The sequence below is a fragment of the Streptomyces sp. NPDC000880 genome (genome assembly GCF_053599675.1).
In genome coordinates, this window is the sequence record NZ_JBSFMS010000023.1 from 58,870 (window position 1) to 74,134 (window position 15,265).

At 69.8% G+C, this 15,265-nt stretch carries 11 protein-coding genes; 3 read left to right on the forward strand and 8 right to left on the reverse strand.

Going from position 1 to position 15,265, the window contains the following annotated elements; translation table 11 throughout:
• Window positions 1-337: 337 nt before the first annotated feature.
• From ACWDO5_RS10885 to ACWDO5_RS10895, 3 genes are read right to left on the reverse strand one after another with little or no spacing between them, the layout of a single operon-like run.
• Window positions 338-1,054, reverse strand: coding sequence for a maleate cis-trans isomerase family protein (locus ACWDO5_RS10885; RefSeq protein ID WP_450529999.1), 717 nt, complete (start codon window positions 1,052-1,054; stop codon window positions 338-340).
• Entirely contained in the window at window positions 1,051-1,965 is a 915-nt protein-coding gene (locus ACWDO5_RS10890; RefSeq protein WP_450530000.1) for an ABC transporter substrate-binding protein, read from the reverse strand. The genes ACWDO5_RS10885 and ACWDO5_RS10890 overlap by 4 nt, the downstream gene beginning before the upstream one ends.
• Before the next feature lie 28 nt (window positions 1,966-1,993).
• On the reverse strand, window positions 1,994-3,280 hold the full coding sequence (locus ACWDO5_RS10895) for an MFS transporter (protein ID WP_450530001.1): 1,287 nt from the start codon (window positions 3,278-3,280) through the stop codon (window positions 1,994-1,996).
• Window positions 3,281-3,409: 129 nt separating this feature from the next.
• On the opposite strand from ACWDO5_RS10895, the gene ACWDO5_RS10900 reads away from it, so the two are divergent.
• Window positions 3,410-4,327 (forward strand): LysR family transcriptional regulator, encoded by a 918-nt coding sequence (locus tag ACWDO5_RS10900; RefSeq protein WP_450530002.1) that lies wholly within the window; start codon window positions 3,410-3,412, stop codon window positions 4,325-4,327.
• A 402-nt stretch (window positions 4,328-4,729) separates the two neighbouring features.
• On the opposite strand, the gene ACWDO5_RS10905 is transcribed toward ACWDO5_RS10900, so the two are convergent.
• The 3 genes from ACWDO5_RS10905 to ACWDO5_RS10915 form a co-directional block, all read right to left on the reverse strand.
• Window positions 4,730-5,587: a lipase family alpha/beta hydrolase gene (locus ACWDO5_RS10905; protein WP_450530003.1), complete on the reverse strand. Its 858-nt coding sequence runs from the start codon at window positions 5,585-5,587 to the stop codon at window positions 4,730-4,732.
• Between the two features lie 200 nt (window positions 5,588-5,787).
• On the reverse strand, window positions 5,788-6,981 hold the full coding sequence (locus tag ACWDO5_RS10910) for a sensor histidine kinase (RefSeq protein WP_450530004.1): 1,194 nt from the start codon (window positions 6,979-6,981) through the stop codon (window positions 5,788-5,790).
• A complete protein-coding gene (locus tag ACWDO5_RS10915) occupies window positions 6,978-7,643 on the reverse strand; it encodes a response regulator (protein ID WP_450530005.1) in 666 nt (221 codons plus the stop codon). Before ACWDO5_RS10915 ends, ACWDO5_RS10910 begins: the two co-directional genes overlap by 4 nt.
• A gap of 174 nt (window positions 7,644-7,817) precedes the next feature.
• Between ACWDO5_RS10915 and ACWDO5_RS10920 the strand changes: the two genes are divergently transcribed.
• Window positions 7,818-9,056: a DUF418 domain-containing protein gene (locus ACWDO5_RS10920; protein WP_450530006.1), complete on the forward strand. Its 1,239-nt coding sequence runs from the start codon at window positions 7,818-7,820 to the stop codon at window positions 9,054-9,056.
• Window positions 9,057-9,145: 89 nt separating this feature from the next.
• Window positions 9,146-9,820 carry a histidine phosphatase family protein gene (locus ACWDO5_RS10925; protein WP_450530007.1) on the forward strand — a complete coding sequence of 225 codons (675 nt, stop codon included), beginning with the start codon at window positions 9,146-9,148 and terminating at the stop codon, window positions 9,818-9,820.
• A 134-nt stretch (window positions 9,821-9,954) separates the two neighbouring features.
• On the opposite strand, the gene ACWDO5_RS10930 is transcribed toward ACWDO5_RS10925, so the two are convergent.
• Both ACWDO5_RS10930 and ACWDO5_RS10935 read right to left on the reverse strand, forming a co-directional pair.
• On the reverse strand, window positions 9,955-10,968 hold the full coding sequence (locus ACWDO5_RS10930) for a DNA polymerase Y family protein (RefSeq protein WP_450530008.1): 1,014 nt from the start codon (window positions 10,966-10,968) through the stop codon (window positions 9,955-9,957).
• Window positions 10,965-14,420: a DNA polymerase III subunit alpha gene (locus tag ACWDO5_RS10935; protein ID WP_450530009.1), complete on the reverse strand. Its 3,456-nt coding sequence runs from the start codon at window positions 14,418-14,420 to the stop codon at window positions 10,965-10,967. The genes ACWDO5_RS10930 and ACWDO5_RS10935 overlap by 4 nt, the downstream gene beginning before the upstream one ends.
• Between the last annotated feature and the right edge of the window lie 845 nt (window positions 14,421-15,265).

The following is a 15,265-nucleotide window of genomic DNA, read 5'->3' on the forward strand; positions in this document are numbered from 1 at the left end:
GAAAGCGCCACCACCTGACGGACGACCACAGGAGAGCGGTGGCGGCCCCGCCCGTCACCGCTCTCGCCCACCCTGCGGGTACCGCCCGCCCGCGGGCATTCCCGCGCCTACCGCACTCGCGGTTCAAGCAGCTCAGCTTGCCACGGCGCCATGGCCGTATCCACGGCCCACAACTCCCGGCGGGCGCGCGCGGATCCGGTCTCCAGAGCGACACCCGCGCGACACCCGCAGCGTGCCCTGCCGGCTCAACCGCGCGCGCTCCGGCTCGCCCGCCGGCCCGCCCCGCTTGCTGAGGGGGGACGGGGTGGGGTTGTTGGCCGGTGGGTCAGGCGACCACTCAGCTGCGCAGGAGCTCGCCGAAGCCGGGGACCCGGTCGGGGATGTCGCCGGTGCGCAGGGCGTGCCAGACCATGGCCTGGTTGCTGGTGACGACGGGCCTGCCGAGTTCGGCTTCCAGGTCCTCGATGACCTCCGCCGAGCGCAGCGCCGTGCAGCTGAGGAAGTAGGCCTCGGCCGCCGGATCGCGGTTGCGGACGGCGAAGTCGTAGAGCTGCTCCGGCGGCAGCGCGGCCATCTCGGTGTTGGTGTTGATGCCCAGGGAGTCCTCGGCGACGACCTCCAGGCCGGTGGCCCGCAGGTACTCGATCTCCCTGGCGTGGACCGCCGGCACATACGGGGAGAGCAGGACCAGCTTGCTCGTCCCCAGTGCCGCGAACGCGGACTCCAGAGCGTGTGAGGTGGCGATCGAGGGGATGCCGGTGAGCCGGCGCATCCGTTCGGCGATCTCGGTGCCGGCACCGGCCGAGGCGGTGGTGACCGCCGTGCAGTGGAACACCAGCAGGTCGGGCCGGGCGTCGGCGAGCAGCTGGACCGCGGTGTCCAGTCCGGCGAGCATGGCTTCCAGTTCGGCGTCGGAGCTGCCGGTGAGCCGGAGCCGGGTGTAGTGGGCGGCCACGCCGGCCGGGAGCATCGTGTTGATCTGCGGCTCGGCGACCGTGTTCCCCGAGGGGATGAGGATGCCGAGCCGCAGTCGCCGCCCGTAGTCGACGGTCATACCGTCGCCGCGAGGCCGGCGCGGGCGGCCCTCAGGTACTCGCGGTTGATGTAGTCCCCGGCGTTGGTCTTGGAGCGGCCGGGGAGGGCGCGTATCAGGGAGCTGATGTCGATGAGGGTCTGCACCGCGGCGTCGCTCGCGTCGCCGTCGCGGGGGAAGATCTCGGCCCCGGTGTACTCGTCCCAGGCGCGTAGCGCGTAGTCGCGGTCCACGCCGGTCTCACGGACCGCGATGTCGGTGGCCTCCTCGCGGTGGGTGAAGAACCATTCGTGGGCCTTGACGAAGCCGCGCATGAAACGGATCGTCAGGTCCTTGTTCTCGCGGGCCCATACGGAGTCCACGTTGAGCGAGGTGAACTGGAAATCCGGGAATTGGTCCCGCGGTTCGGCAAGGGTGGTGTAACCCTCGTCCAGGGCAACGTAGTTGAGCGGTACGCCCTGCAGGCCGGCCTGGATCTCTCCCGACCGCAGCATTTCCCAGCGGGTGAGGATCGGGCCGCAGGCGACCATTTCGTAGTCGCGCGGGTATTCCAGCCCGTGCGCGGAGAACAGCTTCATCACGAGTGACGAACTGCCCGCTTCCAGGGAGGAGACACCGACGGTCTTCCCACGCATGTCCTCGAAGGATTTGATCGAACCGTGCGCGATGAGCGAGAAGGGGAGCTTGTTGACGTTTCCGCCGATGATCTCCAGATTGCCGCCACCTTCGCTGTCGAGGATCACATGCTCGGTGACGCCGCAGGAGAACTGCACCTCGCCGTCCTTCAGCAGTTGGGTCACCTCGTCGATGGGCTCGTGCAGTTCCAGTGCCACCTCGATGCCCTCGTCGGCGAACTGTCCGGTGTGGACAGCCACCCAGAGCGGCATGTTGAAGTAGTTGGTGGATACAGCGGCGAGTCGGACATGGTCCATGGGAAGGGGACTCCTCGTTCGTGGTGGGTCAGGCCAGGACGGGCGCGGCGGGTGTCACCGCGTTCATCGGGCGGCGGGTGAGGGTCAGGTTCGCGGTGGTACCGATCAGGAGCAGGGCTCCGGCGATCAGGAAGGCCACGGTGAAGCCGCCGGTGGCGGCCACGGCGTAGCCGGTCACGATGGGGGCGAGCAGCCCGAAGACATTGCCGCCGAAGATCAGGAAGCTGATCGCGGTACCCGCCAGGGAGCCGTTGGGCAGCAGGTCGTTGGTCAGCGCGATGTTCATGCCCATGGCGGTGGACACGCAGGTCAGGGAGATGCTGAACAGGGTGAGGACCAGCCAGGTGGAGGTGACGAACGGGGTGATCAGGATGACCGACGACGCGAGCAGCGCCGCTGAGATCAGCGCCCGGCGGCCGCCGCCGGCGTGGTTGCCCCGCTTGTTCACCAGGCGGTCGCTGAACCGCCCGAGGACGAGTCCGAACACCACGGCCGCCGCGTAGGGGATGGCGGTGAAGGCGCTGGACTTCAGCACGTCCATGCCGCGGGTGGTCTCCAGGTAGCTCGGCAGCCACGTCATGAACAGGTAGAGGGTGTAGCCGGCGCATCCCTGGCTGAGCGCCAGTCCCCACATCGTCCGGCTGCGCAGCAGAGTGCGCAGGGCGACGGTGGTACGCACCGGGGTCGCCGCCGCGGCCGGTTCCCTGTCTTGCAGGATCATCTCCCGCTCCGCCGCGCCGAGCCACCGGGCCTCCTCCGGCCGCCGGTACAGGACGTACCAGAACACCGCCAGAATCAGCCCGGCGCCGCCGGTGACGATGAACGAGGCACGCCAGCCGAAGTCCGTGACGAGCCAGCCCACGATCAGCGCGCCGACGGCCGGTCCCGCGTACGCGCCGCTGTTCAGCCATGCCGAGGCGGTGCCGCGCTCCGACTGCGGGGCCCAGTCGCGGATCACCTTGCCGCCGGCCGGATAGCCCGCGGCTTCGCCGGCCCCGAGCAGCATGCGGGTGGCGAGTAGACTCCCGTAACCGCTGACCGCGCCGGTCAATCCGCCGGCGAATGACCACAGGGCCAGACTTCCCGCCGTGATCCGGCGGGCCCCCCACCGGTCAATTGCCGCGCCGAGCGGAACCAGAAAAAGAAGATACGTCCATATATAGGACGACAGCAGATATCCCATTTCCACGGGAGAAAGTCCGTAGGCCTTCGAGATGGGCCCTGCGGCAACCGCGAGATTAATTCGGTCCAGATAGCTCGTCATCATCAGCAGAAAAAGACCACCGTAGACGAGATACCGTCTCTTGCCTCGCATGGGCCCTCCTTGAGGGGCGGCTCGGTTAATTCCCTGGAGTTCGGGACAACATACTGAGGAAATCTGGATGAAACCAACGCATGTTGAGCATGAGGTCATGAGCGGCATTCATACAGGCGGGCGGCACGGGTGAACCTCCGGTCCGTCGACCTGAACCTGCTGGTCGTCTTCGAGGCGGTGGTCGACGAGCGGAGCGTTTCCAAGGCCGCCGCTCGGCTGGGGCTGACGCAGTCGGCCGTGAGCCATGCGCTGGCCCGGCTGCGCAAGGTGTTCGCCGACGAACTGGTGGTGCGCGGCCCGGGTGGTATGGAGCCGACGCCGCGTGCCCTGCACATAGCCGAAGCGGTCACCGCGGCGCTGTGCGAGGTGCAGCAGGTGATCGACGAGCAGCAGCAGTTCGATCCGGGCACGTCGAAGCGGGACTTCACGCTCCGTGTCTCGGAGTACGTGGCGCCGTTTCTGCTGCCGCCGCTGTGCGTGGCACTGCGCTCCGAGGCTCCCGGTGCGACCCTGCGGGTGCTGCCCTTCCGCCCGGGCGCCGGCACGGGGGCGGTGGAACCTAACGAGCTGCACGTACGGCTGTCGCCGCAGGAGGAACCAGGAACCGGATTCACCTGCCAGCGGCTGCTGGAAGGCGAACTCGTCGTCCTGATGAGCGGGAGCCATCCGCAGGCCCGGCGGCGGATGACCCTGGAGCGCTACCTGGAACTGCCGCACATCAAGGTCGCCGTCCCGGCGGTCGGCACCAATCTGATCGACGACGTGCTCGCCGAGCGCGGGCTGATGCGCAACCTGGTGCTCACCCTGCCGAGCTGGTTCGAGATCCGGGGCGTGGTGGCCTCCACGGACCTGGTGGTGGCCATTCCCCGCCGGTGGGTGGCCGACCCGGTCTTCTCCGAGGGCTGCGTGTGGCAGCCGCTGCCGCTGGAGGAGGTGACGTTCAGCGTGGACCTGCGCTGGCGGACCAGGGACAGCCGCGACCCGGGGCTGGTGTGGATGCGCGAGCTGGTGGCGCGGGCGTTCGGCACGGCGGGCGATCCGTCCTGAAATCGGGGGGTCCGAGCTGTCCGCCGGGCCCTGGACACGCTCGGCGCCACGCGGGGGATCGTGAACGCGCCGGCCGGCTGCTCCCCCGTATCCGTCGCCGGGCAGGCCCTCACCGACCCGCTTCCTGAGCCCCCTCTCAGCGCCTCCTTAGAGCGACCATAAGGATCGCCGTCACCCCCTCCCAGCAGGCGATTTCGCCGTTGCGAGTGGCTAGCTTGCTGATCGCCAGGGCCGGTTCGAGCAGCCCGCCGACAACAACGCCCCCGAAGCGAACGGCGTCACCAAGTCCGCGGCCGCCCGGCGCAAGACGACCCCCGGCGGCCGCCACGGCCGCTGACGTATACGAAGAGGCAGGACTGCGGCCCGTTCCCCGAAAGGGCTCGGGCCGCAGTTGCGACTTTCTCAGTCGAATACCGACGCGCACGTCGTCGGCGTCGCATGCGCCGGATCCAGCGCGTTCGCCACCTCGTGGTACGCGATCCGGTCGAACAGCCCTATCGCCACATGCTCCGACAGGTCGACCACGCACAGGGCCTGGAGCAGCACATTCCGTACGTCCGGGCCTGCCAGGTACTGCGAGCGGTATGGCGTGACCACCTCGTCGTAGCGAGTGGCGATGACTGTGTAGCGCACGCCGGGCACGGTGTCGCCGCCCGCGTTGAGCTTGCTGAGGAAGGCGGAGCCGGCCACCTGGTCGGCCAGCCCCGGGGTGGCGGCGCTGAGCAGGGCCTCGGCGCCCGGGAAGTACGGCAACAGCATGGCAAGGCCGTTCAGCGTGGTGCCGTGGTTGTCGGGGGCGAGGCCGACCAGCGCGTTCACCTTGTCGGCCCCGCCCAGGAACTTGAGGTAGTGGCGCGGCATCATGCCGCCCTGGGAGTGGCCGACGAGGTCCACTTCGGATGCGCCGGTCGCGGCGAGCACCTTGTCGACGTAGGTGTCGAGTTGCTCGGCCGACTTGTCGATCGGGCCGAGGCCGTGGAAGAAGGGCACGCCGGGGAGCTGCCCGTAGTCGAGGGAGAAGACGCAGTAGCCGCGCCTGACCAGGTACGGGGCGAGGGCGAGCCAGTTGTCGACGGAGTTCCCGAAGGTTCCGTGGACCAGGACGACGGGGCGGGGGTGGGCGGTGGAGGGCTTGCAGGAGTAGTTGTTCCAGCCGCTGCGGGGCGCTGGGGCTGCGTTCGCGACGGCAGGTGTGAGGGCGACGGACACGGCCAGCAGCAGGGCGGCGACCGGTCTGAGGGCACGTTTCCAGGGCAGCATCGGGCAATCTCCTTGCGGCTCAAGGGAGTAGCGATGGCTGGATTTGTGGTGCTCACGCCAACTTACGCACGAGTAATGAAAGATTGGAAGTTACGCGCCGGTAAAAACTGACCCCTGGTCAACACACGGGGGCTGAGCGGCGAATGAGCCCGGCACGACCGCCCGCGGTCCGAACTTCGCCCGTGCCCGGTCCGCCTGGCTCACGACGTGGCCATGGCCGGAACCTCCAGGCAGAGTTCGTAGCCGCCGTCGGCCGTCGGGCCGAAGGTGACGGTGCCGCCGAGGAGCGCGGCGCGCTGGCGCAGACTGACCAGGCCGTAGCGGGCGCTGGGGAGGGGGAGGGCGGGCTGGGTCGGTGCGGTGTTGGTGACCGTGACGCGGACGGTTCCGTCCTCGTGACGGATGTGAACCGTCGCCGTGGCGCCGGGGGCGTGCTTGCGTACGTTGGTCAGCGCTTCTTGGACGGTGCGGTAGATGGCGCGCTGGACGGCCGGCGGAAGGCCGTCAGGCAGGTCGGTCCCACGGTCCGACTGCCGGTCCGCTTGCCGGTCCGCCTGCAGATCGGTCTGCGCCTCGGGCTCGGTCCGCGGCCCGGTCCGCAGGTCCGTGTGCAGTTCGGCCTCGATGCCGCTGCTGTCGACCAGCCGCTGGAGGTCGGCCAGGGACGGTTGCGGAGTCAGCTCTGTGGGGTGGCCCCCGGAGGCGCGCAGGACGCTGACCATGTGCCGCAGTTCGTCCAGGGTCTGGACGCTCAGCCGCCGGATCGTGGCGGCGGCTTCCTTGACTTCGGCGTCCCGGGTGCCTACCTGGAGCGCCCCGGCCCGCACCGCGATCAGGCTGACCTGGTGGGAGACCACGTCATGCATCTCCCGGGCCAGCTGCGCGCGTTCCCTGGCCAGCACGGTCTGGGTGGTCAGCAGCCGCTCGTGGTCACGCGCCTCGGAGATCTCGGCGAGTCGTAGCGACAGATCGCGCCGGGTCTGGACGAGCTGGCCGAGGAAGACGGGAGCGGCCGCCGTTGCCGCGGTGTAGCCGAGGGTGATGAGGGTCGCGGTCTCCGACAGGTCGAAGTTCGGTGACGGCCACGAGGTCATGTCGCTGATCGTGAACGCCAGGGCGCAGACGGCCAGCAGGGTGCGGCGGCGGGTCAGTGAGGCAAGTGTGTACAGCGCAGCCAGCGCGGCGAAGACCGCGTCGGAGAGCACGACGGCGGGCAAGGTGAGCAGGAAAGTAAGCAGCGGCAGGCGACGGCGCAAGAGAAGAGAGAAGGCGGCGGCCAGGGCGAAGGCCAGACGTAGCGGCTCATCAGTGTGGACATTGGCCCAGACATCGAAAAGCGAGACTCCGACGAGGGCGGCGTCCAGCAGCGGGGCGGGCAGGCGGCGGGGGGTCACGCCCCCTCCTGGTCCCGCGGCGGCCTGAGCAGGCCCGCCCGTTCGGCGAGCAGGGCGGCCTGGACACGGCTGCCCACCTCCAGCTTGGTGAGGATGGCGCTCACATGGTCCTTGACCGTGCCGGTGCTCAGGTGCATCCGTGTGCCGATGTCTGTGTTGGACAGCCCCTTGGCGATGAGGAGGAGTACGGCGCGCTCGCGGTCGGTCAGCCGGTCGAGGCTGCGGGCGGCGGGTTCCTGCGAGCCGGCTTCGAGGTAGCCGTCCACGACCGTCCTGGTGACCTTGGACGACAGTACGGTGCCGCCGTCGGCCAGGGCCCGTACCAGGAACGGCAGTTCCTCGGGATCGGTGTCCTTGAGCAGGAAGCCGGCGGCGCCCGAGCGAAGTGCGGTTGCCACGTACTCGTCCATGTCGAACGTCGTGAGCATGGCCACCACCGGAGGGTGCGGCAGCCGACGGAGGCCGGCCAGGACGGTGAGCCCGTCCACGTCCGGCATCCGGATGTCCAGCAGCACGACGTCGGGACGTGCCTCCTGCGCCGTCTGGACCGCCTGGCCGCCGGGAACCGCCGCCACGACCTCGATGTCGTCCGCCGTGTCGAGGATGTGCTGAAAGCCCGTACGGATCAGGGCCTCATCGTCGACCACCAATACCCGGATCACGCGTGCTCCACTCGCCATCGGACCACTGTCCGATTCGTACCATGCCGAGGGACGCCCTGCGGGTGCCCGACACCGACTGCGGCCGGGCGGCGGGGCTGCGCCAGCCGGTTGGCGGGGGTGGCTCCGGACAACTGCCGGATGGTTGAAACGAGCAGCTTTCCCAATCCTGGAGTAGTGACGCGCGACGTATCACCGGCCGTGCTGTCCGGGGCCGCACCGGCGGCCGGGACAGGCCGCTCCCCCATCGCCACGTCATCGACGGGACGGCTGATCGGCCTCGACCTGGCCCGTGGTCTGGCGATCCTGGGCATGTACGCAGCCCACGTCGGCCCCGACCCGTCGGAGGGCGGGGCGCTGGGCTGGACGATGGAGCTGGCCCGTGGCCGGTCCGCTGCCCTGTTCGCTCTGCTCGCGGGGTTCAGTCTGATCCTCCTCACCGGCCGGCCGCAGCCACGGACCGGGCGCGCGAGTCGGCAGGCGGTGGTCAGGGTGCTGATCCGCTCCGCCGTTCTGATCGCCCTGGGATACGCCCTGGTCGCTCTCGACACCGAGGTCGACGTGATCCTTGCCGCCTACGGGCTGCTCTTCGTCCTCGCGCTGCCGCTGTACCGGCTGCGGGCCGCCACCCTGGCCGTCATCGCCGCGGCGGCCGCGCTCGTCATGCCCCAGGTGCTGTATCTGATCCGGATCGCGGTCGAGGGCGGGAGCTGGGCCGATGCCGTCGTCGCCTACGATCCGCTGGCCCGGGTCACCGACTCGGACGGCTTCGTCGAGCTGTTCATCACCGGCGCGTACCCGGTGCTGACCTGGCTTTCCTTCATCATCGCCGGAATGGCGGTGGCCAAGCTCGACCTCGGCCGGCCCGGCGTTCTCACCAAGCTCGCCATGTGCGGCGGCGCGCTGGCTGTGCTCGGCTACGGAGGCTCATGGCTGGCCCTGCACCTCGTCCCGGGCGCGCAGGCCGCCGTGAACGCGGCCACGGACACCACGGCGGCGGCATCGGCCTGGTGGTCCGACGCCGTGGGCGAGGACCCGACCGCAGGCGTTCCCGCCTGGCTGCTGGTGGCCGCGCCGCACAGCCAGACGACCTGGTCCATCGTGGGCAACACCGGCGTCGCCCTGGCGGTCCTGGCCGTCTGTCTCATCGCCACCAACCGGTCGGCGCGCCTGCGGCGGGCTGCCGCGCCCGTCACCGCGGTCGGCTCGATCGCCCTGACCGCGTACGTCGGCCACATCGTCGCCATCAAGGTTCTGGGCGTCGACGACCTGCCGGACTCCGCCGCCCTGCCGGTGCTCATCTGCTTCGCCGTCGCGGCCATGCTGCTGGCCCTCGCCTGGACCCGGTTCTTCCGGCGCGGACCACTGGAGTACTTGCTGCACGCCGCCACTACACCCGCGAGCCTGATCAAATGACCGGCGGCAGACAACGAAAACCTCTACGGGACAACGACGTCGGCTCACACCATCCGGCGTCATGCCGGGCCAGGAAGGAAGTCAGTCGCATGACGGTCCTGACATTTCTGAGCGCGCCGGGCGGGGACGCCACCAGGGACGGAGTCTTCGGTGGGGGTCCTGCGAGTGAGCGCGGCCTGCATGAGGCAGGCGCCGTCGGAGCAGCGCTCCCCCCGTACTCGCCGGCCGTCCGGGCGCCTTCGACCCGCTGCGCGCAGACCGCTGACGCTCTCGGCCTGGAGACAACACTCGAGCCCGCGCTGCGCGACATCGACTACGGCAAGTGGCGCGGCCGCACGGTCGACGAAGTCGCCGCCACCGACCCCCACGGGCTCAGCGCCTGGCTCACAGACCCGGACGCCACGCCACACGGAGGCGAGTCCGTACGCCGGCTCTGCCGCCGAACCGCGAACTGGCTCAGCAACGTGCCGCCCGACATGGGCAGCGCACTGGCTATCACCGAACCAGCCGTGATACGGGCCGCGCTCGTCCATGCTCTGTCCGAACCGACAAGAGCCTTCTGGCATCTCGATGTGCCGCCGCTGTCCGCGATCTCCCTTGTGTCGCGCGGTGGCCGCTGGAACGTCCTGCTCGACAGCGTCACTCTCTGCTGCCGTTCTGGACCTGACGTCGTCGAACACGTTGACGTGGTGAGAGTGACCGGACCGGGACTTCGCCGTGTCGGCCGGCTCACCGTCGCTCCTCACCGAGGGGCCTTGGTCTGATGCGTATCGGGCGCCCGCGCTGCCCGCGGTGGAGTTCGGCGAGGTGCAGCAGCAGGTCGGGCTGTACGCCGGGTTCTGTGTCCTCGTGGCCGGATCAAGATCCTCGCCACACTGCGGTAGCCCGCGCCACGAGATCAACTCATTGTCAGGGCCCGGTCCTGATCGTGCTGATTGGCTAGAGCGGCGGGGTATACGGCTCCTGGCCCGAAGCGGCGGCGGGCTCGATCCGCGGCCGCTTCGGCGGCGCGGGCACGGTCATCACTGGGGTCCAAGGAGAGTTGGCGGTGAGCGCCGTCGGCCGACAGCAGATCGTCGGCACGGATCACGAAGGCGCGAACTCTTGCGCGCTGCAGCCCGAGGGTGTTCAGCAGGCCCAAGGCAGCCGTGGCGAGGGCAGATGAGTGGTTGGTGGATTCCGGCAGCGCACGCGTGCGCGTGGTGGAACTGCGGTCGGCGTACCGCGCCGTGAGAGTGAGCCGGCCGGTGACCTGGCTTTCACCGCGCAGGCGTTGACCAATCTGGTGGGCAAGTCCCAGGACGGCCCGGTGATGACGCGCCGGGTCGAGACAGTCCCGGTCCAGCACGAGGTCGGCGACCAGGTGCGCTACCGGTTCCAGCGGGGTGACCGGGCGGGGATCACGGCCTTGGGCGCGCTCGGCCAGCAGCCGAGCGGGGCCGACGCCGAGAAAGCGTTGCAGGGTCGCCGCGGGTACGTCGGCGACCTGGCCGATGGTGTGCAGGCCGTATCTGCCGAGCGCGGTTGCTGTGGCGCGGCCGATCCCGGGCAACGCCGTGACCGGTCGGGGGCGCAACCAGGCGACAGCCTGTTCTGTGGGTACCCACGTGGCGCGTCCCGGCGCGGACCCGTCGGCCGCCATGGTGGCCAGCATGCGGTTGGCCGCGAGCCCTGCGCTGCTTTCGATGCCGTACAGGGCCATCAGCCGCAGCTGCGCCAGCTGGACCAAGTCGTAGGGAGACAGGTCGAAGTATCTGAGCGCGGAGGTCAGGTCGAGCTGGACGGCGTCGAGCGACACCGCCTGGACATGGGGGGTGATGCCGGTCAGCAGGTCGATCGCGTCGGCGTACTGCCCTTCGTCCGGTACGGCGTGCAGGTGCAGGTGGGCGATGTGCCGTCGGTTCGTGATCATCCCGCGCTCCCTGGGCTTGTGTAGCCGAGTTTCCTCAGGTCGGCCGAGCGGCTGCCGGCCGGTTGCAGGTCGGCGTAGGGATGCAGTCGGGCTCCTGTCATGCCGTTGGGCAGAGTGCGCTGCGGCTGCGCGGGGGTCGGGTGCGGGTGGCCGGCTCCGAGCAGGGCGAGGGCGGCTTCGGGGCCGTGGTCGCGGCGGGCGGCGGCGATCTGGTCCAAGTCCCAGGCCATGGTGCCGACGACGGTCCGACGGGTGCCGCGCACCTGTACCGTGCCGCGGACCAGCAGCAGCCCGCTGTGGAAGACCGTGTGCGCACAGGCCGGGTGGGAGTCTTCGAAGAAGGCCAGGTCGACCAGACCGGAGCCGTCCTCCAGGGTGACGAAGATGATGCGCTTTCCGCTGGCGATCGGCGGGGTCTGGGTGGAGGCCCGCACGCCGGCGACCAGGACCTGCCGGCCCGGGCGGGCTCCGGCCAGGTGTGCCGCGTCGGTCGCGCCGATCTCCCGCAGCAGCCGGTGGTGATGCTCCATCAAGTGCTTGGAGACGTCGATGCCGAGAGTGTTCAGCTCTGCGCTCAGGGCTTCGCGTCCGGTCATCTCCGGCAGGCCGCTCGGCTCTGCTCCTCCGATCGCGTCCGCATCGATGGGCAGCTGGCCCTTGCCCGCGGACCGGACTCGGGACTGCCGGTGGAGTTCAGTGATCTGCAGTAGCAGATCACGCCGCGTGAGACGCCCGTCATGGAGGGGACTCAGGGCGCCGATCTCTGCGAGGCGTTCGGCGACCGGTCTGCTGGGACGGGCCCGCTGCCAGAAGTCCGACAGCGATCCGTACGGCTGGCCCTCCTCGATCCGGGCGCACTCCCCCTCGCTGATACCGCGCACTGCGGACAGCGCGAGCCGCACGCCCCACCGTTCCCCGTCGGCCCGCTCCACGATGTGCTCCGCTTTGGAGTGGTTGACGTCGACGGGCAGGACGGGAACGTCGCGTCGGCGGGCGTCGGCGACGAGGACACGCTTGGGCCACATACCGGGGTCGTGTTCGAGCAGCCCGGCCAGCAGAAACGCCGGGTAGTGCGCCTTGAGCCAGGCGCTTTGCAGAGCCGGCACGGCGAAGGCGACCGCGTGCGCCCGACAGAAGCCGTAGGCGCCGAAGGCCTCGACGGTCTTCCAGACCTGATCCCGGACCACCGTGGTGTAGCCGCGGGCGCGTGCCTGGCGGTGGAACCAGTCCTTGATCCGGGGCAGTCGGTCCTTGTCACCGAGCGCCCGCCGGGCGACCTCGGCCAGAGCGCGGTCGCAGCCGGTCAGCACCGACAGCGTTTCGATGATCTGTTCGTGCCAGATGGTCACGCCGTAGGTGTCGGCGAGCACGGGCTCGAGATCCGGGTGGGCGTAGGTGGGAGTGCCGCCATGACGGGCGGCGATGTACCGCTCGGGCATTCCTCCAGCGACCGGCCCCGGTCGGAAGAGACTGATGTCGGCGATGACGTCCTGCGGGTCGCGGGGCTGCAGCCGCGACAGAAGATCCTGCTGGCCAGGCGACTCGAGCTGGAACAAACCCAGGGTCTGGCTCTCCTGGATGATCTTGAACGCGAAGACATCGTCGAGCGGCACCTGCTGCGGATCGTCCAAGTCGATGCGGTTGCCGGTCGCCCGTTCGATCTCGGCGATTGCATGAGCCATCGCGGACTGCATCCGTACACCCAGGACGTCCAGTTTGATGTTGCCCAGCGCCTCGATCTCCTCCTTGGCCGCCATCGCCATCGGGTAGTCGCCCTGCGGGGTGGGCTGCACCGGCAGCCGGTCCAGGAGCGTCGCGTCGCTGATGACCACGCCGCAGGGATGCATGGCCATGCCGTGAACCAGGGAGTCGAGCCCCTCGGCAAGCTCCCACAACGGCCCGTACCGTTCCGCCTCAGCCGCCAACTGACGCAGTTCGGGCAGTTCGGCGAGTGCGCCGGTGATGTCCGATGCCCGCAGATGCGGGAAGCTCTTGGCGATCCGATCGACCTCCGCCGGCGCTATCCCCAGAGCCAGGCCGGTGTCCCGCAGAGCCCGACGGGCCCGATAGGTCTCGGGCATCGCGGTGACCGCCACTCGCTCCCTGCCGAACCGGTCGAAGATCGCGTCGTAGCACTCCAGCCTTCTGGCGGACTCCACGTCGATGTCGATATCCGGAAGCGATGCCCGTCGCACGCTCAGGAAGCGTTCGAACAACAGGCGGTGATCGAGTGGGTTGGCGGTGGCGATGCCCAGTGCGTGGCAGATCATCGACCCAGCGCCCGAGCCGCGGGCCGCGACCCGAATGCCCTTCTCCCGGATGTCGGCCACGACCTGGCCGACGGCGAGGAAGTACGAGTCGTAGTTCAGCTTGGAGATCACGGCGAGCTCTTCGTCCAGCCGGTCGAGTGCGGCGCGGTCGCGGTCCAGGCCGCGCCGGGCCATACCGGCCTCGCACTGTCGGAGCAGCAACTGTGCCGCGCCGCCCGCCCCAGGCTCGGCGCCAAGCACTTCCGGCTCCGGGAAGTGCGGCGCGCCCAGACCCAGATCCGCCGCCGGATCCACGGTGCACGCGGCCGCCGTGGCGGCGGTGTCCACCAGCAGGCGGTCCGCCCGCCGGGCGCCCGCTCCTGTGCATTCGGCGATCAACTTCGCGATGCCCGCCATCGCTCCCTCGTCCTTGAGCCAGCGCTGCCCGCTGTCCAGGTGGCGCCGGTCGATGGGCCGCAGCAGCCGCGCGGCGTCCAGGACATCGGCGAGCCGGTGCTGGTCGGCGTCGGCGTAGCGGACGGCATTGGAAAGCACGGCAGTGGTGTGGGTACGGTCGGCCAGCGCCAGGGTCCGGGCGGCCAGCCGAAGCGATCCAGGCCCGGTGCCGGATCGTTTATGCAGGACAGCCTCCAGCCGTATCCCGCTGCCGAAGATCTCCCGCCAAGGCGCCAGCAACTTCACCGCGACGTCCTCCCGGCCTGCCGCCAGCGCCCGCACCGGTTCCGAGAGCGGCCCGAGCAACACGATCAGACCGGCACCGCCGTACTCGCGCAGCGCCTCCCACGGCACCACCACCGGTGCCGCACCGGCTGCGGTCCCGGCGTGCGCGGCCGACGTGATGCGGCACAGCCGCGCCCATCCAGCCCGGTTCTGTGCGAGCAGTACGAACCGCAGGGGCGGCTCGACGACGTGTGCGCCACCGCGCGCCGGGGTGCGCCGCCGCTGCGCCGGAGGAGGAGGCGCAAGAGCCTCGACCGCCAGATCGACACCGAAGATCGGCCGGACGCCGGTCCTGGCGCAGGCCTGCGCGAACCGTACGGCACCCGTGACCGTGTCCCGGTCAGCGAGCGCAAGCGCCGTCATACCGCGCTCAGCCGCCCGCCGGACGAGGTGCTCGGGGTGGGCGGCGCCGTAGCGAGCGGAGTAACCGGACGCGACGTGCAGATGGGCAAAGCCCGCCATGCCGCACCTCCATCACTCCACCCCCTTTTGAGTCATTCACCCGAAACGTTCATCGCACGCTCGTTCGATTACTCTAACCCCATCAGCCCCGGTCAGCGACCTGATTCGAACATGTGACCAGATCCGGGGCGTCCGAAGCGGCGACTGAAACAGTTGCCTCCCCGTCATCTCCACGTCCAGACAGTGCAGTTGGGGGCGATCGCCCTCCGCATCACGCACATCCGTCCCTCGCGATGAAGTTGGTCACCCGACGAAGAGCGATCACCTGATCCCTCTCAGCACGCCGGTAACTCTTGGCAACAGAGAAGGCACCGTTCGCCCCGGAGCGCACTCCCACACTGCGGTCGCCATCAGCTGTGGCGATGTTCAGGAGAACGAGTCGATGGGTGTCACCGGGAGGAGCAGCCCCTCACCCCTGCGGGGCTCCCGGCAGGTCCCTGACCCTCTTGGTGGCAGCCCCCAGGCAGCGGCTGCTGGGCACGGCTGGTACGTGGGCGGATCTGTGCGCAGCGGTCCTGGCGATCAGCGCGGGCGCACGGCCCGCCGACGCGGCGCGCACCCTGATCAGACTGGGCGCGCGCTGCTGCTGTACTCGATCGTGGTCGGCCTGCTCGGCGCGGTGATCGCGGGCCCGATTCCCGAGGCCCCGCCCGGCAGCGCGCCGGCCTGTGGGGCCTCGGCCCGGCGCTGGTGCTCGCCGGGTGGGCGGTGGCGGGGGCGCTGATCACGCCGCTGTGTGCGCTGGTCCGGAGGGACAGCGCGGCCAGGCCGTAAAGAGGTCCGGCCCGCCGACGAATTCGCCAAGCGCGCGATGGCCAAGGTCGGCTACGACACCTCCCCGCTGG